Annotated in this window: 13 protein-coding genes, 3 rRNA genes and 2 pseudogenes; 15 read left to right on the top strand and 3 right to left on the bottom strand. The window is 68.2% G+C overall.

Translation table 11 applies throughout. The annotated features are described in order from the left end of the window. Position 1 precedes the first annotated feature (1 nt). Positions 2-574, top strand: coding sequence for a TetR/AcrR family transcriptional regulator (locus tag ACXKR8_RS10555; RefSeq protein WP_458272642.1), 573 nt, complete (start codon positions 2-4; stop codon positions 572-574). Between the two features lie 94 nt (positions 575-668). Here the strand turns inward: ACXKR8_RS10555 and ACXKR8_RS10550 are convergent, their stop codons facing one another. Further along, positions 669-800, bottom strand: a complete 132-nt coding sequence (locus ACXKR8_RS10550) for a hypothetical protein (protein ID WP_462100779.1) — start codon at positions 798-800, stop codon at positions 669-671. Here ACXKR8_RS10550 and ACXKR8_RS10545 point away from each other — a divergent pair. From ACXKR8_RS10545 to ACXKR8_RS10525, 5 genes and pseudogenes are all read left to right on the top strand, one after another. Further along, positions 765-1,477, top strand: a pseudogene (locus ACXKR8_RS10545) (NUDIX hydrolase). The gene ACXKR8_RS10550 and the pseudogene ACXKR8_RS10545 sit on opposite strands and share 36 nt — an antisense overlap. Next, on the top strand, positions 1,474-2,649 hold the full coding sequence (locus ACXKR8_RS10540; RefSeq protein WP_458272640.1) for a BUD32 family EKC/KEOPS complex subunit: 1,176 nt from the start codon (positions 1,474-1,476) through the stop codon (positions 2,647-2,649). Before ACXKR8_RS10545 ends, ACXKR8_RS10540 begins: the two are co-directional and overlap by 4 nt. 32 nt (positions 2,650-2,681) lie before the next feature. Further along, positions 2,682-3,698, top strand: coding sequence for a hypothetical protein (locus ACXKR8_RS10535; protein WP_458272639.1), 1,017 nt, complete (start codon positions 2,682-2,684; stop codon positions 3,696-3,698). Then, positions 3,695-4,774 (top strand): annotated as a pseudogene (locus ACXKR8_RS10530) (adenylosuccinate synthetase); the annotation flags it as partial. The gene ACXKR8_RS10535 and the pseudogene ACXKR8_RS10530, both read left to right, overlap by 4 nt. Positions 4,775-5,050: 276 nt before the next feature. Further along, on the top strand, positions 5,051-7,060 hold the full coding sequence (locus tag ACXKR8_RS10525) for an acetoacetate--CoA ligase (RefSeq protein WP_458272637.1): 2,010 nt from the start codon (positions 5,051-5,053) through the stop codon (positions 7,058-7,060). Between the two features lie 24 nt (positions 7,061-7,084). Here the strand turns inward: ACXKR8_RS10525 and ptsP are convergent, their stop codons facing one another. Continuing rightward, positions 7,085-8,755, bottom strand: a complete 1,671-nt coding sequence (ptsP, locus tag ACXKR8_RS10520; protein ID WP_458272636.1) for a phosphoenolpyruvate--protein phosphotransferase — start codon at positions 8,753-8,755, stop codon at positions 7,085-7,087. 33 nt (positions 8,756-8,788) lie between these two features. Beyond that, positions 8,789-9,238, bottom strand: a complete 450-nt coding sequence (locus ACXKR8_RS10515) for a PTS sugar transporter subunit IIA (protein ID WP_458272635.1) — start codon at positions 9,236-9,238, stop codon at positions 8,789-8,791. 535 nt (positions 9,239-9,773) lie between these two features. On the opposite strand from ACXKR8_RS10515, the gene ACXKR8_RS10510 reads away from it, so the two are divergent. From ACXKR8_RS10510 to ACXKR8_RS10470, 9 genes are all read left to right on the top strand, one after another. Continuing rightward, a 16S ribosomal RNA gene (locus ACXKR8_RS10510) occupies positions 9,774-11,299 on the top strand. A gap of 265 nt (positions 11,300-11,564) precedes the next feature. Then, positions 11,565-14,689 (top strand): 23S ribosomal RNA (locus tag ACXKR8_RS10505). Positions 14,690-14,778: 89 nt separating this feature from the next. Next, positions 14,779-14,894 (top strand): 5S ribosomal RNA (gene rrf, locus ACXKR8_RS10500). Together the 16S, 23S and 5S rRNA genes form the textbook arrangement of a ribosomal RNA operon. A 110-nt stretch (positions 14,895-15,004) precedes the next feature. Beyond that, positions 15,005-15,613, top strand: coding sequence for a CDP-diacylglycerol--glycerol-3-phosphate 3-phosphatidyltransferase (pgsA, locus tag ACXKR8_RS10495; protein WP_458272634.1), 609 nt, complete (start codon positions 15,005-15,007; stop codon positions 15,611-15,613). Between the two features lie 94 nt (positions 15,614-15,707). Beyond that, positions 15,708-18,206: a sugar phosphate nucleotidyltransferase gene (locus ACXKR8_RS10490; RefSeq protein ID WP_458272633.1), complete on the top strand. Its 2,499-nt coding sequence runs from the start codon at positions 15,708-15,710 to the stop codon at positions 18,204-18,206. A 130-nt stretch (positions 18,207-18,336) separates the two neighbouring features. After that, positions 18,337-19,236: a DUF881 domain-containing protein gene (locus ACXKR8_RS10485; RefSeq protein WP_458272632.1), complete on the top strand. Its 900-nt coding sequence runs from the start codon at positions 18,337-18,339 to the stop codon at positions 19,234-19,236. Continuing rightward, a complete protein-coding gene (locus ACXKR8_RS10480; RefSeq protein ID WP_458272631.1) occupies positions 19,233-19,565 on the top strand; it encodes a small basic family protein in 333 nt (110 codons plus the stop codon). Before ACXKR8_RS10485 ends, ACXKR8_RS10480 begins: the two co-directional genes overlap by 4 nt. A gap of 42 nt (positions 19,566-19,607) precedes the next feature. Next, positions 19,608-20,441 (top strand): DUF881 domain-containing protein, encoded by an 834-nt coding sequence (locus ACXKR8_RS10475; protein WP_458272630.1) that lies wholly within the window; start codon positions 19,608-19,610, stop codon positions 20,439-20,441. A gap of 109 nt (positions 20,442-20,550) precedes the next feature. Beyond that, on the top strand, positions 20,551-21,372 hold the full coding sequence (locus tag ACXKR8_RS10470) for an FHA domain-containing protein (RefSeq protein WP_458272629.1): 822 nt from the start codon (positions 20,551-20,553) through the stop codon (positions 21,370-21,372). The last annotated feature ends 11 nt before the right edge of the window (positions 21,373-21,383 follow it).

Genomic DNA, 21,383 nt, shown 5'->3' with positions numbered 1-21,383 from the left:
CATGACAGAACCGCAGTCCCCCGCCCTCGGCCGCCCCCGCAGCGAGGCCGCCCGCCGCGCGATCCTGGACGCGGCCACCGCCCTCGCCCTCCGCGACGGCTACACCGCGGTCACCATCAAGGGCATCGCCGAGGCGGCCGGCGTCGGCCGGCAGACGGTCTACCGCTGGTGGCCCACCCGGGGCGCGGTCCTGCTGGAGGCGCTCGCTGAGATCGGCGCGGCCCACGTCCTGCCGGTCCCCACCGCCGACCCCCGGGCCGACCTGCGCGCCTTCCTGGACGACACCTTCACCCTCGCCACCAGGAAGCCGGTCGCCAACGTCCTGGTCGGGGTCACCGCCGACGCCGTCGCCGATCCGGAGCTCTCCGCCACCCGCCGCGCCTACATCACCGGCCGCCGCACCCTGCTCCGTACCGCACTGGAGCGCTGCGGCGACTGGCGGGTGCCGGTGGACACGGTGGTGGACATGGTCTTCGGCGCCATGTGGTACCGCCTGATGAACGAACACGCCCAGGTCGGCCCCGCCTTCACCGAAGAACTCATGCCCGCCCTGGACGCCCTCCGCCGCGACTGACCGAAACCCCCTGGCGTCGTGGATGCCGCTGCGCTAAGTTGTTCTCAGTTAGAGAAACACTCACCTTGAGAACAACAGCCCGGAGCGCCCGATGTCACCGCAGAGCCCGCAGCAGGACCCGCTGGACGAGCAGGCGTGGCTCGCCGCCTACGACCCGCGCGCCTTCGCGCCGGTCGCGGTCACCGTCGACATCGTCGCCCTGACCCTGCGTCAGGACGAGCTGCACGTCCTGCTGGTGCAGCGCGCGGCGCCGCCGTTCCAGGGCTGCTGGGCCCTCCCCGGCGGCTTCGTCCGCGCCGGGGAGGAGGACCTGGACCAGGCCGCCGCCCGCGAACTCGCCGAGGAGACCGGCCTGGACGCCGCGGCCTGCACCGGGTGCACCTGGAACAGCTGGGCTCCTACGGCACCCCGGCCCGCGACCCCCGGATGCATGTCATCTCGGTCGCGTACCTGGCCTTCGCCCCCGACCTGCCCGCCCCCCGGGCCGGCACCGACGCGGCCGCAGCCGCGTGGGTCGCCGTGTCCGCACTCGACCTGGTCGCCGGACCCCGCAGGGGAGGGCCCGGCGACCTTGCCTTCGACCACGCCGCGATCCTCGTCGCGGCCCTGGACCGGGCCCGCTCCAAGCTGGAGTACACCCCCCTCGGCACCGCCTTCCTCGACCGCGAGTTCACCATCTCCGACCTCCGCGCGGTCTACGAGCAGATCTGGGGCGAGAAGCTCCACCCCGGCAACTTCCACCGCAAGGTGCTCTCGGTGCCCGGCTTCGTGGAGGGCACCGGCCGCACCACCGCCCACGGCGGTTCCCGGGGCGGCCCCCGGGCCCGCCTCTACCAGCGCGGCGACGCCCGCCTGCTGCACCCGGCGCTGCTCCGCCCCGATCGCGAGGAGGACATCCGGTGACGCCCCCGCCAAGAACCCCGCCCAGAACCCGGCCGACGACCCCGCCCCGAACCCCGACCGCGCCCAAGCCGCCGCCCCGGCCCGGCACCTTCGACGAGGCCCTCGCCGCCGTCAGGACCGCCGCCACCGCGACCGAACTCCTCGGCGCCGACCCGCACGCGGCTGCCCGGCGCTACCGCCACCTGGTCCGCCTGCTGCACCCGGACACCGCACCCCCCGGCCGCGCCGCCGAGGCCACCGCCGCCTGCGCCGCCCTCAACGCCCGGTACACCGCGCACAGCGCGGCGGGAGCCCCGCCCCCGGGCACACTGACCACCCCGCACCACCGCTACACCACCGGCGAGCTGCACGCCGTCGGCGACCTCGCGGTGCTCCGCCGGGCCCGGGCCGCACCCCACCGCGACCCGTACACCGACCTGGACGTACTGCTCAAGATCCCGCGCTCACCCGCCGACAACGACCTGATCGCCCGGGAGGCCACCGCGCTGACCCGGCTCGCCCGGCACGGCGACCCCCGCTTCCACGCCTATGTGCCGACCCTGGTCGAGACCTTCCGCTACACCGAGGCGACCAACCCGACCGACCCGACCGACCCCACCGCCCCGGGAGGCCCCGCCGACCCGGCGTCCCGCCCCGTCCGCCAGGTCAACGCCGTCCTGCGGCTGGACGGCTTCCACCCGCTCACCGACCTCCTCGCCGCCTGGCCGCAGGGCGTCGACCCGCGTGACGCCGCCTGGATCTGGCGCCGGCTGCTGGTCGTCCTCGGCTACGCCCACCGGGCCGGCGTCCGGCACGGCGCTGTCCTGCCCGAGCACGTACTGGTCCACCCGGAACTGCACGGTGTGGTCCTGGTCGACTGGTGCTACTCGGTCACCGGCGATCCGGCGCCGGTCCCGGCGCTGGTCGAGCGGCACCGCGACAGCTACCCGCCGGAGGTCCTGGCCCGCGAGCCGGCCACCGAGGCCACCGACATCCACCTCGCCAGCCGCTGCATGGAAACCCTGATGGGCGATCAGATCCCGCCCGCTCTACGCGCCTTCGTCACCGGCAGCACCCTGCCGGAGCAGCGCCGCCGTCCGCACGACGCCTGGCGCCTGCTCACCGAGCTGGACGACCTGCTCGACCGGCTCTACGGCCCCCGCACCTTCCGCCCGCTCCGCCTTCCCAACTGACGAAACGTCACCACACCGCAAAGGAGCCCACCATGGGCAGCGGATCCTGGTCCACCAATGTCTACGACGCCGCCGCGAGCTACCGGGCCGCCACCGGCGCCGACCCCTTCGACTACAGCTCCCGCGCCCGCGGCGGCGCCCGCAGCGGCTGGAAGGCGCACCCCTCGCTCGACCCCGAGGGCCTCAGCATCCGCGAGAGCCGGGATTCCGACGAGCACCCCAACTCCCTTGCCATCTCCGTGCTCTTCGATGTCACCGGATCCATGCAGGCGGTTCCGCGAACCTTGCAGACCAAGCTCCCCGAACTGTTCGGCCTGCTGCTGCGCAAGGGCTACACCCAGGACCCGCAGATCCTCTTCGGCGCCGTCGGCGACGCCACCTGCGACCGGGTGCCGCTCCAGCTCGGCCAGTTCGAGTCCGACAACCGGATGGACGACGACCTCGGCAACATCTTCCTGGAGGGCGGCGGCGGGGGCCAGATGACCGAGTCCTACGAACTCGCCATGTACGCCATGGCCCGCCACACCTCGCTGGACTGCCACGAGAAGCGCGGCCGCCGCGGCTACCTCTTCCTGATCGGCGACGAACTCCCGTACGGGAAGGTCAAGGCCCGCGAGGTGCGCGAGGTCATCGGCGACCGGCTGACCGAGGACATCCCGCTCACCCGGCTGCTCCCGGAGCTGCAGCAGAAGTTCGACGTCTACTACATCCTCCCGGCCGGCACCGCCTACTCCGGCAACGCCAAGGTCCTCGACCCCTGGCGCCGACTGCTCGGCCAGAACGTCCTGGAGCTGGACGACCTGGACGCGGTCTGCGAGACCATCGCCCTCACCATCGGCCTCGGCGAGGAGGCGATCGACCTCCAGGAGGGGCTGGACGACCTCGCCGACATCGGCTCCAGCTCGGCCGGCTCGGTCGGCAAGGCCCTCGCCGCCGTGGCCCGCCGCCACAGCGCCGTCACCGTGGCCGGCAGCTCCCTGCTGGGCGACGACGGCACAGGCACCGGCACCGACCCCGGCACCATCGGTTCAGGGACGACAAGGCTGTGAACGCTCCCCACACCATCGTGGTGGACCTCGGCTACGGCGACGCCGGCAAGGGCGGCGTGGTCGACCACCTCTGCCGCAGCACGGACGTGCACACCGTGGTCCGCTTCAACGGCGGCGCCCAGGCCGCGCATAATGTGGTCGCCCCGGACGGCCGGCACCACACCTTCGCCCAGTTCGGCTCGGGCACCCTGGTGCCGGGCGTCCGCACCCACCTCTCCCGGTTCATGCTGGTCGACCCGCTGGCGCTGGCCACCGAGGCCGCCCACCTGCGCACCCTGGGCGTCGCCGACCCGTTCGCCCGGCTCACCGTGGACCGCCGGGCCCTGCTCACCACCCCGTACCACGCCGCCGCCAACCGGCTCAGGGAGACCGCCAGGGGCCAGGCCCGGCACGGCTCCTGCGGCGTCGGGGTGGGGGAGACCGCAGGCTACGCACTGGCCCACCCGGAGGACGCGCCCACCGCCGGCGACTGCGCCAGCCCGACCCGGCTGCTCGCGCTGCTCACCCGGCTCCGCGACCGCCTCACCGCCGACCTCGGCCTCGCCGAACCCCTGGGCCCGCCCCCGGCCGACTGCGCCACCGCCTTCCGCGCCTTCGCCGCGCACACCACCCTTACTGACGCCGGCTACCTGCCCCGACTGCTGCGCACCGCCCGCACCGTCTTCGAGGGCGCCCAGGGCGTGCTGCTGGACGAGTGGCACGGCTTCCACCCGTACACCACCTGGTCCACCACCACCTTTGCCAACGCCGAGACCCTGATCGCCGAGGCGGGGCCCGCGGCCGGCCCGGCGCTGCGGCTCGGCGTCCTCCGCAGCTACACCACCCGCCACGGCCCCGGCCCGCTGGTCAGCGAGGACCGCGCGCTGACCGCGGCCCTGCCCGAGGCCCACAACGGCCACGGCCGCTGGCAGGGCGCCTTCCGCCGGGGCCACTTCGACCTGGTCGCGCACCGCTACGCCCTCGCCGCCTGCGGCGGAGCCGACGCGCTGGCCCTCACCCACCTGGACGCCCCGGCCCGCTTCCCCTACCTCTCCCTCTGCGAGACCTACGACCTGCGCGGGGACGAACTCACCGCGCTGCCCGCCGCTGAACCCGGCAACCTGGCCCGGCAGGCCGACCTCACCGCGACCCTGCTCAAGGCCCGCCCCGGCCGCACCAGCACTCCCGGACCCAGCCCCCGGGCCTGGACCGAGGCGGTCGAGGCCGCCCTCGACACCCGGTCCTGCTCAGCTCCGAAGGCCCCCGCTCCACCGACAAACACCTGCTCACCCCGGCCCCGGCAGTCTTGGCTTAACGCCCGTTCACATGAAAGATTCCTCTCTGGCAACGAAGCCGCACCGCCGGAGGCCCCCATGAGCAGCGCAGACCCGTCCGCCACCCCCCTCTGGGAGCCCGACCCGACCCGCGCCGCCAGCAACCTGGCCAGGTTCCAACGCTGGGCCGCCGAGCACCACGGCGCCCCCACCGGTGACTACGCCGAGCTGCACCACTGGTCCGTCGACAACCTGGACCGCTTCTGGACCGCCGTCAGCAGCTGGTTCGACGTCCGCTTCAGCACCCCTCCGAGCACAGCCCTCGCCGACGCCTCGATGCCCGGCGCGGTCTGGTTCCCCGGCGCCCGCCTCAACTACGCCGAACACGCCCTGCGCCACGGCGAGGACCCGGCCCACGCCGACACCCCGGCTATCCTGCACCTGGACGAGGCCGACCCCGAGCCGTCCGTGCTCAGCTGGTCGGAACTGCGCCGCCAGGTCGGCTCGCTCGCCGCCGAGCTCCGTCGCCTCGGCGTCCGTCCGGGGGACCGGGTCGGCGCCTATGTCCCCAACATCCCGCAGGCCGCCGTGGCCCTGCTCGCCACCGCCGCGGTCGGCGGCATCTGGACCTCCTGCGCTCCCGACTTCGGCGCCCGCAGCGTCCTGGACCGGTTCCAGCAGCTCGAACCGGTGCTGCTGTTCGCCGTCGACGGCTACCGCTACGGCGGAAAGGTGCACGACCGCACCGACATCGTCGCCGAGCTGCGCCGCGAACTCCCCTCGCTGCGCCAGGTGGTGCACATTCCGCTGCTCGGCACCCCCGCCCCGGCCGACACCCTGAGCTGGGACGAGCTACTGGCCAACCCCCAGGAACCGGTCTTCGACCAGCTCCCCTTCGACCACCCGCTCTGGGTGCTCTACTCCTCCGGCACCACCGGACTGCCCAAGGCCATCGTCCAGGGCCACGGCGGCATCGTGGTCGAACACCTGAAGCAGGCCGGACTGCACCTCGACCTCGGCCCGGCCGACCGCTTCTTCTGGTACACCTCCACCGGCTGGATGATGTGGAACTTCCTGCTGGCAGGCCTGCTGGTCGGCGCCAGCATCGTCACCTACGACGGCAGCCCCGGCTTCCCCGGCACCGACGCCCAGTGGCGCATCGCCGAACGCGCCGAGGTGACCGTGTACGGGACGTCCGCCGCCTACATCACCGCCTGCGCCAAGGCCGACGTCCACCCGGCCCGCGATCTGGACCTGTCCCGGCTGCGCGCCATCGGCACCACCGGGTCACCGCTCCCGCCGGACGGCTTCCGCTGGATCTACGAGCAGGTCAGCCCGGACATCTGGCTCGCCAGCGTCAGCGGCGGCACCGACCTCTGCAGCTGCTTCGTCGGCGGCGTCCCCACCCTCCCGGTGTACCTCGGCGAGATCCAGGCCCCCAGCCTCGGCGCCGCCGTCGAGGCCTGGGACGCCGAGGGCAGGGCCGTCGTCGGCGAGGTCGGCGAGCTCGTCTGCACCAAGCCGATCCCGTCCATGCCGCTGCGCTTCTGGAACGACCCGCACGGGGCCAGGCTGCACGCCAGCTACTTCGACACCTACCCGGGCGTCTGGCGGCACGGCGACTGGATCACCGTCACCACCCGCGGCACGGTCGTCATCCACGGCCGCTCCGACTCCACTCTGAACCGGCAGGGCGTGCGCATGGGCTCCGCCGACATCTACGAGGTGGTCGAACGCCTGCCGCAGATCCGGGAGTCCCTGGTCATCGGCCTGGAGCAGCCGGACGGCGGCTACTGGATGCCGCTCTTCGTGGTCCTCGCCGACGGCACCGTCCTGGACGACGACCTGCGCGGCGCGATCCGCGGCGCCATCCGCGAACAACTGTCCCCGCGCCATGTCCCGGACGAGGTCATCGCCGTCCCCGCGCTGCCGCGCACCCTCACCGGGAAGCGCCTGGAGGTCCCGATCAAGCGCATCCTCGGCGGGACCGCGCTCGCCCAGGCGGTGAACCCCGGCTCGCTGGACAACCCGGCCGCGCTCACCCCCTTCGTCGACCTGGCCAGGGCCCGCGCCGACGCCGAAGGGGCCACCCACCGCCCCGGTGAATGACCCCTCGCGTGCCTGGCTGTCCGGTTACTCTCCGGACAGCACCTGCTTGGCCGCGGCCAGCGCCTCCTCGGCCGTGTCGGTGGCCCGAGCCGCCGCCGCGGCCCGGGTGCACTGCGCCAGCGTGTACTTCGCCAGCGTCGCCCGGACGTAGGGGATCGCGCTGGCGCCCATCGACAGACTGGTCACCCCGAGCCCGGTGAGCACACAGGCCAGCACCGGGTCGGCCGCCGCCTCCCCGCACACGCCGCAGCTCTTGCCGGTGGCCTTGGCCGCGTCCGCCGACATGGCGATCAGGTCGAGCAGGGCGGGCTGCCAGGAGTCCTGCAGCCGGGCCAGCGAGCCCACCTGGCGGTCCGCCGCGAAGGTGTACTGGGCCAGGTCGTTGGTGCCCAGCGAGATGAACTCGACCTCGTGCAGGATCGACCTGGCCCGCAGCGCGGCCGAGGGGATCTCCACCATCGCGCCGAACTTCGCCTTGAGCCCGGCCTCCCGGCAGGCATCGGCGAAGGCCTTGGCGTCGATCCGGTCGGCCACCATCGGGGCCATCACCTCGAGGTAGACCGGCAGCCCCTGGACCGCCTTGGCCAGCGCCCGCAACTGGGTCCCCAGCACATCGGGGTGCTCCAGCAGGCTCCGCAGCCCGCGCACACCGAGCGCCGGGTTGGGCTCGTCGGCCGGGGTCATGAAGTCCAGCGGCTTGTCCGCGCCCGCGTCCAGCACCCGGACCACGACCCGCCCCTCCGGGAACGCCTCCAGCACCTTGCGGTAGGCCGCGACCTGCGACTCCTCCGAGGGCGCCGTGGTCGAGTCGTCCAGGAACAGGAACTCGGTACGGAACAGCCCCACCCCCTCGGCCCCCGCCGCCAGCGCCGCCGCCACATCCGCCGGGCCGCCGATGTTCGCCAGCAGCGGCACCTTGTAGCCGTCGGAGGTCTGCCCGGGGCCGGTCGACGCGGACAGCGCGGCCTTCCGTTCGGCCGCGACCCGCCGCAGCTCGTCCTGCTGTTCCGCGGAGGGATCCAGCAGGACCTCCCCGGTGCTGCCGTCCACCGCCACGACCACGCCCTCGGCCATCTGGGTGGCTCCGGGCAGGGCGACCACGGCCGGCACCCCCAGCGCCCGCGCCAGGATCGCGCTGTGGCTGGTCGGTCCGCCCTCCTCGGTGACAAAACCAAGCACCAGGGTCGGGTCCAGCAGCGCGGTGTCGGCCGGCGCCAGATCCCGCGCGATCAGCACATACGGCTCATCGCTGTCCGGAACCCCCGGCATCGGCACCCCCATCAGCCGCGCCACGATCCGGTTCCGCACATCGTCCAGGTCGGCCACCCTGCCTGCCAGGTAGTCGCCGGCGTTGGCGAGCAGCGCCCGGTAGGAGGCGAAGGCGTCGTAGACGCCGCGCTCGGCGGTGCTGCCGACCGCGATCCGCCGTTCGACGTCTGCCATCAGCTCGGGGTCCAGCGCCATCAGCGACTGCGCCTCCAGCACCGCCTGCGCCTCGCCGCCGGCCAGATTGCCGCGGGCCTGCAGGTCGGCCGCCACGGCCTCGACCGCCTGCCGGGCCCGGGCCTGCTCGCGCGGGGCCTCCTCGGTCGGCGTCTGCTTGGCCGGCGGTTCCAGCACCGCCGTGCCCATGTGCCGGACCTGTCCGATCGCGACCCCGTGGCTCACGCCCACGCCGCGCAGCGTCTCTGTCATTTCACCGGTCTCCGCTCGGGTTGGGTGCTTCGCTTACTTCCAGGTGAAGAGGTCGTCCCCGACCGCGACGTCGTCGGCCTCCTGCACCGCGCTCAACTGCTCGGGCGAGGCCTCCAGCGCCACGATCGGGCAGATCGGCGACTTCCCCGCCGCCTCCACCGCGGCCGGGTTCCAGCGGATCACCGGCTGTCCCTGCTTCACGCTGTCCCCCTTGCTGACCAGCAGCTCGAAGCCCTCACCGTTCAGCTGCACGGTGTCGATCCCCAGGTGCACCAGCACGCCGTGGCCCTGGTCGTCGATGACGACGAAGGCATGCGGGTGCATGGAGACGACAGTCCCGGTCACCGGCGCCACCGCGTCCCCGGGCTCGCGCACCGGATCGATCGCGGTACCGGGCCCGACCATCGCACCGGCGAACACCGGGTCCGGTACTGCGGCGAGTCCGATGGCGCGTCCAGCCAGGGGGGACGTCACTGTCGTCATGCTCAAGCCTCCATTGCGGCAACTGCGGCAACACGCGCTCGCGCGGGCGTCGGGATCAGCCTAAATCAACTTAACTTAGGACACTTCACCGCTGCGTCCGACAGGGCCAAAAGTCCCTGGCGTGCTGGTTTGCTCCGTCAAGCACAGCCATGTAACGTTGGCGATCCGCCCACCGCAACCAGCATGACTGCGGCGTGTCGGCGGCAAGCCAATTTCGAACCGCAAGTAAATTGCGCTAGGGTTGCGCGTGCCTCCGAACAGGCGGCCGGTAATTCAAACCGGAGTGGATCGGGCGAGTTAAACGGTCTGCTAAGATTTGGAACACAGAACGAAACGCCCAGAGGGTCCGGTGTGAAAGCCGCCTGAAGGAAGTGTCCGTTCCTTGAGAACTCAACAGCGTGCCAAAAGTCAACGCCAAGTTTCATTTGGCAAGATAATGCAGTAAACACTAGCGAGGACGCAGTGCACGGGGTCGGCTATTCCGCTGATCGTCGTGCCGCTCTTTCGCGGGTGCTATCAGGATTACCTGATGACATTCACGGAGAGTTTGATCCTGGCTCAGGACGAACGCTGGCGGCGTGCTTAACACATGCAAGTCGAACGGTGAAGCCCTTCGGGGTGGATCAGTGGCGAACGGGTGAGTAACACGTGGGCAATCTGCCCTGCATTCTGGGACAAGCCTTGGAAACGAGGTCTAATACCGGATACGACGCATCTCCGCATGGGGTGTGCGTGGAAAGCTCCGGCGATGCAGGATGAGCCCGCGGCCTATCAGCTTGTTGGTGGGGTAATGGCCTACCAAGGCGACGACGGGTAGCCGGCCTGAGAGGGCGACCGGCCACACTGGGACTGAGACACGGCCCAGACTCCTACGGGAGGCAGCAGTGGGGAATATTGCACAATGGGCGAAAGCCTGATGCAGCGACGCCGCGTGAGGGATGACGGCCTTCGGGTTGTAAACCTCTTTCAGCAGGGAAGAAGCGCAAGTGACGGTACCTGCAGAAGAAGCACCGGCTAACTACGTGCCAGCAGCCGCGGTAATACGTAGGGTGCGAGCGTTGTCCGGATTTATTGGGCGTAAAGAGCTCGTAGGCGGCTTGTCGCGTCGGATGTGAAAGCCCGGGGCTTAACTCCGGGTCTGCATTCGATACGGGCAGGCTAGAGTGTGGTAGGGGAGATCGGAATTCCTGGTGTAGCGGTGAAATGCGCAGATATCAGGAGGAACACCGGTGGCGAAGGCGGATCTCTGGGCCATTACTGACGCTGAGGAGCGAAAGCGTGGGGAGCGAACAGGATTAGATACCCTGGTAGTCCACGCCGTAAACGTTGGGAACTAGGTGTGGGTCACATTCCACGTGGTCCGCGCCGCAGCTAACGCATTAAGTTCCCCGCCTGGGGAGTACGGCCGCAAGGCTAAAACTCAAAGGAATTGACGGGGGCCCGCACAAGCAGCGGAGCATGTGGCTTAATTCGACGCAACGCGAAGAACCTTACCAAGGCTTGACATATACCGGAAACGTGCAGAGATGTACGCCCCCTTGTGGTCGGTATACAGGTGGTGCATGGTTGTCGTCAGCTCGTGTCGTGAGATGTTGGGTTAAGTCCCGCAACGAGCGCAACCCTCGTTCTGTGTTGCCAGCATGCCTTTCGGGGTGATGGGGACTCACAGGAGACTGCCGGGGTCAACTCGGAGGAAGGTGGGGACGACGTCAAATCATCATGCCCCTTATGTCTTGGGCTGCACACGTGCTACAATGGCCGGTACAATGAGCTGCGATACCGCGAGGTGGAGCGAATCTCAAAAAGCCGGTCTCAGTTCGGATTGGGGTCTGCAACTCGACCCCATGAAGTCGGAGTTGCTAGTAATCGCAGATCAGCATTGCTGCGGTGAATACGTTCCCGGGCCTTGTACACACCGCCCGTCACGTCACGAAAGTCGGTAACACCCGAAGCCGGTGGCCTAACCCGTAAGGGAAGGAGCTGTCGAAGGTGGGACCAGCGATTGGGACGAAGTCGTAACAAGGTAGCCGTACCGGAAGGTGCGGCTGGATCACCTCCTTTCTAAGGAGCACAGTGCCACTGCGTCAGCATCTGTCTGACGGTGGCCAGCTCATGGGTGGAACGTTGACTATTCGGCACCGCACGGTCCTTCGGGTCTCTGGTACTGCGCTTCGGCGCGTGGAACGAGGTCTGGTGGGGTGGGTGGTGTCGGGCGCGCTGTTGGGTCCTGAGGGAACGGAAGTCCCCTCTGAACGCCGGCCCCATGCTTGTACTGGTGGGTGGTTGGTCGTTGCTTGAGAACTGCACAGTGGACGCGAGCATCTGTGGCCAAGTTTTTAAGGGCGCACGGTGGATGCCTTGGCACTAGGAACCGATGAAGGACGTGGGAGGCCACGATAGGCCCCGGGGAGCTGTCAACCGAGCTTTGATCCGGGGGTGTCCGAATGGGGAAACCCGGCAGTCGTCATGGGCTGTCACCCGCCGCTGAACACATAGGCGGTGTGGAGGGAACGCGGGGAAGTGAAACATCTCAGTACCCGCAGGAAGAGAAAACAACCGTGATTCCGAGAGTAGTGGCGAGCGAAATCGGATGAGGCTAAACCAGTCACGTGTGATACCCGGCAGGGGTTGCGTGGTTGGGGTCGTGGGATTGCACTTCAGTTGTCTGCCGACTTCTGGGCGAGTCAGAAACCGTATGGGTAGTCGAAGGACATGCGAAAGGTCCGGCGTAGAGGGTAAGACCCCCGTAGACGAAACCTGTACGGCTTGCTTGTGCAACTCCCAAGTAGCACGGAGCCCGAGAAATTCCGTGTGAATCTGGCGGGACCACCCGCTAAGCCTAAATATTCCCTAGTGACCGATAGCGGACAGTACCGTGAGGGAATGGTGAAAAGTACCGCGGGAGCGGAGTGAAATAGTACCTGAAACCGTGTGCCTACAAGCCGTGGGAGCGTCGTCAGGAGGGCTTGCCCTTACTGATCGTGACTGCGTGCCTTTTGAAGAATGAGCCTGCGAGTTTGCGGTGTGTTGCGAGGTTAACCCGTGTGGGGTAGCCGTAGCGAAAGCGAGTCCGAATAGGGCGATTGAGTAGCGCGCCCAAGACCCGAAGCGGAGTGATCTAGCCATGGGCAGGTTGAAGCGCGGGTAAGACCGTGTGGAGGACCGAACCCACCAGGGTTGAAAACCTGGGGGATGACCTGTGGTTAGGGGTGAAAGGCCAATCAAACTCCGTGATAGCTGGTTCTCCCCGAAATGCATTTAGGTGCAGCGTCGCGTGTTTCTTGCCGGAGGTAGAGCACTGGATAGGCGATGGGCCCCACCGGGTTACTGACCTTAGCCAAACTCCGAATGCCGGTAAGTGAGAGCGCGGCAGTGAGACTGTGGGGGATAAGCTCCATGGTCGAGAGGGAAACAGCCCAGAACACCGGCTAAGGCCCCTAAGCGTGTGCTAAGTGGGAAAGGATGTGGAGTCGCAGAGACAACCAGGAGGTTGGCTTAGAAGCAGCCACCCTTTAAAGAGTGCGTAATAGCTCACTGGTCAAGTGATTCCGCGCCGACAATGTAGCGGGGCTCAAGTACACCGCCGAAGCCGTGTCATTGCAACGTGAAGCCCCAACGGGTGTTGTGATGGGTAGGGGAGCGTCGTGTGCCGGGTGAAGCGGCGGCGGAAGCCAGTCGTGGACGGTTCACGAGTGAGAATGCAGGCATGAGTAGCGATACAAGAGTGGGAAACTCTTGCGCCGATTGACCAAGGGTTCCTGGGTCAAGCTGATCTGCCCAGGGTAAGTCGGGACCTAAGGCGAGGCCGACAGGCGTAGTCGATGGACAACGGGTTGATATTCCCGTACCCGCTTTGAAGCGCCAACGTCGAACCTCTGAATGCTAAAGCCGCGAAGCCGCCCTGAAGTCTTCGGATGGATGGGAGTGGTGGAGCCGCTGACCCAACAGGGTAGTAGGTGAGCGATGGGGTGACGCAGGAAGGTAGTCCAGCCCGGGCGGTGGTTGTCCCGGGGTAAGGGTGTAGGACGTGTGATAGGCAAATCCGTCGCACATATAGTCTGAGACCTGATGCCGAGCCGATTGTGGTGAAGTGGATGATCCTATGCTGTCGAGAAAAGCCTCTAGCGAGTTTCATGGCGGCCCGTACCCCAAACCGACTCAGGTGGTCAGGTAGAGAATACCGAGGCGTTCGGGTGAACTATGGTTAAGGAACTCGGCAAAATGCCCCCGTAACTTCGGGAGAAGGGGGGCCGGAACTGGTGATGGGACTTGCTCCTTGAGCTGGGGCCGGCCGCAGAGACCAGCGAGAAGCGACTGTTTACTAAAAACACAGGTCCGTGCGAAGCCGTAAGGCGATGTATACGGACTGACGCCTGCCCGGTGCTGGAACGTTAAGGGGACCGGTTAGCTCTGTTTCGACGGGGCGAGGCTGAGAACTTAAGCGCCAGTAAACGGCGGTGGTAACTATAACCATCCTAAGGTAGCGAAATTCCTTGTCGGGTAAGTTCCGACCTGCACGAATGGCGTAACGACTTCTCGACTGTCTCAACCATAGGCCCGGTGAAATTGCATTACGAGTAAAGATGCTCGTTTCGCGCAGCAGGACGGAAAGACCCCGGGACCTTTACTATAGCTTGATATTGGTGTTCGGTTCGGCTTGTGTAGGATAGGTGGGAGACTTTGAAGCTCAGACGCCAGTTTGGGTGGAGTCGTCGTTGAAATACCACTCTGGTCGTGCTGGATGTCTAACCTGGGTCCGTGATCCGGATCAGGGACAGTGTCTGGTGGGTAGTTTAACTGGGGCGGTTGCCTCCTAAAATGTAACGGAGGCGCCCAAAGGTTCCCTCAGCCTGGTTGGCTATCAGGTGTTGAGTGTAAGTGCACAAGGGAGCTTGACTGTGAGACCGACGGGTCGAGCAGGTGCGAAAGCAGGGACTAGTGATCCGGCGGTGGCTTGTGGAAGCGCCGTCGCTCAACGGATAAAAGGTACCCCGGGGATAACAGGCTGATCTTCCCCAAGAGTCCATATCGACGGGATGGTTTGGCACCTCGATGTCGGCTCGTCGCATCCTGGGGCTGGAGTAGGTCCCAAGGGTTGGGCTGTTCGCCCATTAAAGCGGTACGCGAGCTGGGTTTAGAACGTCGTGAGACAGTTCGGTCCCTATCCGCTGCGCGCGCAGGAGTCTTGAGAAGGGCTGTCCCTAGTACGAGAGGACCGGGACGGACGAACCTCTGGTGTGCCAGTTGTCCTGCCAAGGGCATGGCTGGTTGGCTACGTTCGGAAAGGATAACCGCTGAAAGCATCTAAGCGGGAAGCCTGCTTCGAGATGAGGACTCCCACCACCATCGAGTGGGTAAGGCTCCCAGTAGACGACTGGGTTGATAGGCCGGATGTGGAAGCCCTGTAAGGGGTGGAGCTGACCGGTACTAATAGGCCGAGGGCTTGACCATAGTTGCTACGCGTCCACTGTGCAGTTCTGAAGTCACGACCCGTTTGCCCCCGCAATGATGGGGGCAGGTGCGTGTCAACTTCATAGTGTTTCGGTGGTCATAGCGTGAGGGAAACGCCCGGTAACATCCCGAACCCGGAAGCTAAGCCTCATAGCGCCGATGGTACTGCAGGGGGACCCTGTGGGAGAGTAGGACGCCGCCGAACAACCATTACAGTAAAGCCCCCTGACCAATCGTCAGGGGGCTTTACTGCGTTCAGGACCCGACAGGGTAAAGTTCCGGTACATCGTCCGTCCCGTCAGCAGGAGGCCCCGGGTGGAGGTTCAGGAGACCCGAGTCCAGACCGACCGCGTGTTCACCATCCCCAACATGCTGAGCATGGCGCGGCTGGTCGGCGTGCCGGTCTTTCTCTGGTTGGTGCTGTGGCCGGTCTTCGGGGGCCCGCACAACGACGGATGGGCCGTCCTGATCCTGATGGCCAGCGGGGTGAGCGACTATCTCGACGGCAAGCTGGCGCGGAAGTGGGGGCAGATCAGCCGGCTCGGCCAGCTGCTGGATCCGCTGGCGGACCGGCTGTTCGTGCTGTCCACCATTGTCGGGCTGACCTGGCGCGGGATCATGCCCTGGTGGCTCACCGTGCTGCTGCTGGGACGCGAGGTATTCATCGCCTCGCTGCTGCCGGTGCTGCGGAAGCACGGCTACGGGCCGCCCGAGGTGAATTTCCTCGGGAAGGCCGCCACGTTCAATCTGATGTACGCATTTCCGCTGCTTCTCCTCACCGAGAGGAGTGATTGGCTCGGAAGTGTGGCATTCGTCATCGGATGGGCGTTCGTTTGGTGGGGTACAACCCTCTACTGGTGGGCAGGGATCCTGTACGCGGTTCAGACCCGACGGCTGGTCCGGACGGGTGCCGCGGCCGGCTGACCCAGATGCCCCGTGCGGGTGTCCTGTCCAAGGGTCTGGCCGGAGGATGTGAACCAGTCACGTCCACCAAGGCCACAAGGAGGAACCACCCGACATGAAGGCCGTTGTGATGGCCGGAGGCGAGGGCACACGCCTGCGCCCGATGACCTCGAGCATGCCCAAGCCCCTGCTTCCTGTCGTGAATCGTCCGATCATGGAGCATGTGCTCCGACTGCTGAAGCGCCACGGGTTGACCGAGACCGTCGTGACCGTGCAGTTCCTCGCTTCGCTGGTCCGGAACTACTTCGGTGACGGCGAAGAACTGGGAATGACTCTGACGTATGCGAACGAGGAGACCCCGCTCGGTACCGCGGGCAGCGTCAAGAACGCCGAGGACGCGCTGAAGGACGACTCGTTCCTGGTCATCTCCGGTGATGCGCTGACGGACTTCGACCTCACCGAGCTGATGGAGTTCCACCGCTCCAAGGGCGCCCTGGTGACGGTCTGCCTGACCCGGGTGCCCAACCCGCTGGAGTTCGGGATCACCATCGTCGACGACGAGGGCCGGGTCGAGCGCTTCCTGGAGAAGCCGACCTGGGGCCAGGTCTTCTCGGACACGGTGAACACGGGCATCTATGTGATGGAGCCCGAGGTCTTCGACTATGTGGCGGCCGACACCTCCGTGGACTGGTCCGGGGACGTCTTCCCGCAGCTGCTCAAGGAGGGCAAGCCGATCTACGGCTTCATCGCCGAGGGCTACTGGGAGGACGTCGGCACGCACGAGAGCTATATGAAGGCGCAGGCCGACGTCCTGGAGGGCAAGGTCGACGTCGACATCGACGGCTTTGAGATCTCCCCGGGCGTCTGGGTGGCCGAGGGCGCCGAGGTCGACCCCGAGGCGATCCTGCGCGGCCCGCTCTATGTAGGGGACTACGCCAAGGTCGAGGCGGGCGTCGAACTGCGTGAGAACACCGTGCTGGGCAGCAATGTCGTGGTGAAGCGCGGGGCGTTCCTGCACCGGGCGATCATCCACGACAACGTCTACATCGGGCCGCAGAGCAATCTGCGCGGCTGCGTCATCGGGAAGAACACCGATGTGATGCGGGCCGCGCGGATCGAGGACGGCGCGGTGATCGGCGACGAGTGCCTGATCGAGGAGGAGTCGATCATCGCGGGCAATGTCCGCGTGTACCCCTTCAAGACGATCGAGGCCGGGGCCGTGGTGAACACCTCGGTCATCTGGGAGTCCCGCGGCCAGGAGCACCTGTTCGGCGCCCGTGGCGTGTCCGGGATCATCAATGTGGAGATCACCCCCGAGCTCGCGGTGCGGCTGGCCGGCGCCTATGCCACCACGCTGAAGAAGGGCGCGACGGTCACCATCGCCCGTGACCACTCGCGTGGCGCCCGTGCGCTCAAGCGGGCCATGATCTCGGCGCTGCAGGCCAGCGCGATCGACGTCCGCGACCTGGAGAACGTGCCGATGCCGGTGGCGCGGCAGCAGACGGCGCGAGGCAGCGCCGGCGGGATCATGCTGCGGACCACGCCGGGGGTGCCGGACTCCCTCGACATCCTGTTCTTCGACGAGCGCGGCGCCGACCTGTCCCAGGCCGGGCAGCGGAAGCTGGACCGGGTCTACGGGCGGCAGGAGTACCGCCGGGCGTTCCCCGGTGAGATCGGCGACCTGACCTTCCCCAGCAGCGTGTTCGACTCCTACGCGGGCACCCTGCTGCGGGCCATCGACACCAGCGGCGTGCCGGAGGCGGCCCTCAAGGTCGTCATCGACGCCGCGCACGGCAGCGCGGGCCTGGTTCTGCCCAGCATCCTGGGCCGGCTCGGCATCGAGGCGCTGACCGTCAACCAGGGCATGGACGAGGCGCGGCCGACCGAGACCTCGGAGGAGCGCAGGGCCGGGCTGGTCCGGCTCGGTGAGCTGGTGGCCTCGTCCAGGGCGGCCTTCGGGGTGCGCTTCGACCCGGTGGGCGAGCGGGTCTCCTTCGTCGACGAGCGCGGGCACCTGATCGAGGACGACCGGGCGCTGCTGGTGTTCCTGGACCTGGTCGCGGCCGAGGGCCGCAGCGGCAAGGTGGCGCTCCCGGTGACCACGACCAGGATCGCCGAGCAGGTCGCGGCCTACCACGGCACCCAGGTGCTGTGGACCACCACCTCGCCGGACGACCTGACCCGGGCGGCCTCGGCCGAGGGCACGATCTTCGGCGGCGACGGGCGCGGGCGCTATGTCATCCCCGAGTTCAGCGGGATCTTCGACGGCGCGGCCGCCTTCGTCCGGCTGGTCGGCCTGGTCGCGCGGACCCAGCTCACGCTGAGCCAGATCGACGCCAGGATCCCCAAGGCGCATGTGCACCGCCGGGATCTTGCGACCCCCTGGTCGGCCAAGGGCCTGGTGATGCGCTCGGTGGTCGAGGCGGCCGGGACCAGGGACGTGGACACCACCGACGGGGTGCGGGTGGTGGAGCCGGACGGGCGCTGGACCATGGTCGTGCCCGACCCGGCCGAGGCGGTCACCCACCTCTGGGCCGAGGGCCCGGACGACGCCTCCACCCAGGCGCTGCTGGACGAGTGGGGCGCCGTGGTCGAGGCCACCGACCACTCGTAGCGGGCAGCCGCGGCAGGGCCGCCGAGGGCTTGCCGGGACCGGATCGTTTTGTCACGATCCGGTCCCGGCTTCGTCCCGTGGGACGCGAGTTGCGTCGGGGAAGCTGAGCCGACGTGCGACGATGTGGCCCATGCCGGGCACGGGTGAGGACGACGGGGCGGAACGGGCGGCGCGCTACGCGCGGCCCGACGCGTCCATGTCGCTGCTGACCAGCGTCATGGAGCACAGTCTCGACGAGGGCTATGCCGAGGCGGCGCGCGGCCGGGGCCAGTACGGCACCAGCCGGCTGCCGACCTCGCTGCGCGGCAAGCTCGCGCTCGCGGCCGGTCTGATGCTGCCGGCCCTGGTGCTGACCATCGGCGCGGTGCAGGTCAGGGCGTCCGCTCCGGTGGCCGCGCAGGAGCGGCAGGAGCTGGTATCCAGGGTCGGCACCGCCCAGGCGAACGCCGACGCGGCCCAGCAGCAGGTGGACCAGCTGCAGGCCCAGGTCAAGCAGCTGGGGAAGCAGCCGACCAGCCCCGACAGCACGCTGCTGCAGCAGCTCCAGCTGGTGACCGGGGCGGCCGCGGCCGAGGGTCCGGGGATGCAGATCGTGCTCGACGACTCGGCGACGGCGGACACCGGCGGCGGGACGGATCCGCGGACCGCCTCCGGCTTCGGCAACGCGGGCCGGGTGCGGGACCGCGACCTCCAGCTGGTGGCCGACGCGCTCTGGCAGTCGGGCGCCGAGGGCATCGCGGTCAACGGCCAGCGGCTGACCTCGCTGTCCGCGATCAGGGCGGCCGGGGACGCGATACTGGTCGACAACCACCCGCTGGTGCTGCCCTACACGGTGCAGGCCATCGGCGGCGGCTCGCTGGTCGGGCGGTTCCAGCAGGCCGTCGACGGCGGGATCTACCTGAACCAGCTCAAGACCGGCTATGGCATTCAGTTCAGCATGACCGCAGAGGACCGGGTCGACCTGCCGGCGGCTGCCAGGAGCAGCCTGCTGTACGCGGCGCCGACCGGCAGGGGAGGAGCAACACCGTGATCGCCGTACTTGGCCTCGTCGTCGGGGTCGTCGTCGGGCTGTTCGTCCAGCCAGGGATTCCCACCGCCATGGTGCCGTATCTGCCGATCGCCATCGTGGCGGCGCTGGACGCGGTGTTCGGCGGGATCAGGGCGATGCTCGACGGCATCTTCGACGACAAGGTCTTTGTCGTCTCCTTCCTCTCCAACGTGGTGGTGGCCGCGCTGATCGTGTTCCTCGGGGACCAGCTCGGGGTGGGCTCGCAGCTGTCCACCGGCGTGGTCGTGGTGCTGGGGATCCGGATCTTCTCCAATGCCGCCGCGATCCGGCGCCATGTCTTCCGTGCCTAGCTTGTGCACCCGGTGCTCGGGCCGGGTAGGACGGATGGCAGGATGATCGGCGCAGGTCGGAAGCGGCGGGAGCAGCGGGTGGGGCAGGACCAGGACGCGGCGGAGGGCGCGCCGGACGGGACACCGGACGACGTGCCCGGCGACGGGCCGGAGAGCGGCCGGCAGCGGCTGGCAGCCGCGCTGTGGCCGCCCCGGGTGTCCCGGGCCCAGCTGGTGGTCGCGCTGCTGCTGTTCTCGCTCGGCCTGGGCCTGGCGATCCAGGTGCGTTCCACCAACTCCGAGAGCCAGCAGCTGCGCGGCGCCCGGCAGGAGGACCTGGTCCGGGTGCTGGACGAGGTCGACGCCCGGCAGCAGCGGCTGGACACCGAGCGGCAGCAGCTGCAGGAGTCCCTGGCGACGCTGCAGAACAGCTCGCAGCAGGCCAAGGAGGCCCAGATCCAGACCCGTACCAAGGAACAGCAGTTGGGCGTGCTGGCGGGCACGGTGGCGGCGACAGGGCCGGGCATCGTGTTGACCGTCAAGGACCCCGGCGGCAAGGTCCAGGCCGATATGCTGCTCAACACTCTGGAGGAGTTGCGCGCGGCGGGGGCGGAGGCGGTCGAGATCAACGATGTGCGGGTGGTCGCCGGAACCTGGTTCTCCGACGCCTCGGCCGGGTCGGTGTCGATCAGCGGCAAAACCGTCTCGCAGCCCTACCGGTTCAGCGTGATCGGCAACGCGCACGACCTGGACACCGCGCTGGGCATTCCCGGCGGGGTGGTGCAGTCGGTCCGCCAGCTCAAGGCGACGGCGACCGTCTCCCAGCAGAAGTCGTTGTCGGTGACGGCCTTGATCCCGCTGACCACTCCTGACTACGCTCACCCGGCGCAGCCGTGACCGGGCGCCGGGCCGCAGAGGGCCCCGTCGACCGCAGTTCTCAACTATCGTCCATGATGGCTTCACCCTGCCTCCGGGCAGGCTCGTGTTCACGCAAGGGGAATCGTCCGTGAGTCTGTTCTCGAAGCTGTTCGGTCGGAAGTCCCCGCAGCAGGGTGCCGTCGAGGCGCCCACCGCACGTCACCGCAGAGCGGACGAGGAGGGCTGGGCCCAGCAGCAGGTGCCCGGTATGCGCGAGGCGGAGACCCAGACCTTCGCGACCGCGCAGCAGGACCGTCCGCTGTACCGGGAGGATCCGCGACACGCGGAGGTCGGCGGTGCGGGTCCGATAGCACCGGAGGCAGTACCCTCAACCTCAGGTGGAGGGTTCGGAACCGATCCCTACCCTCGACAGGAGGCCGCAGGCATGGCGGTGTGCACCCGGTGCGGGAGCAGCAATCCCGAGGCCAGCCGATTCTGCTCCAACTGCGGCGCGCCGCTGCGGGCCCGCGGCCAGGCGGAGCGGCCCTCGGAGCAGACGTCGACCATCTCGATCTCCGGACTCGAGGCGTACGACCCGGACGTGTCGGCCCAGGTCACCCCGGCGATCTCGCCGGAGGCCCAGGCCGCCGTGGACGCCCTGCCTCCGGGCTCGGCGCTGCTGGTGGTCCGGCGCGGCCCCAACTCGGGCAGCCGGTTCCTGCTCGACACCGAACTGACGACGGCCGGGCGGCACCCGGAGAGCGACATCTTCCTGGACGACATCACCGTGTCCCGGCGGCATGTCGAGTTCCGGCGCACGCCCACCGGCTTCGGCGTCGCCGACGTCGGCAGCCTGAACGGCACCTACGTCAACCGCGAGCGGATCGACGAGGTGCCGCTGAGCACGGGCGACGAGGTCCAGATCGGCAAGTACCGGCTGGTGTTCTTCGAAAGCCGCAGGGGGTACTGAAACCACGGAGG

It is taken from the genome of Streptacidiphilus sp. PAMC 29251, assembly GCF_054208735.2.
Note: the sequence above shows the minus strand (reverse complement) of the source record. Positions and strands in the feature narration are given on the sequence as shown.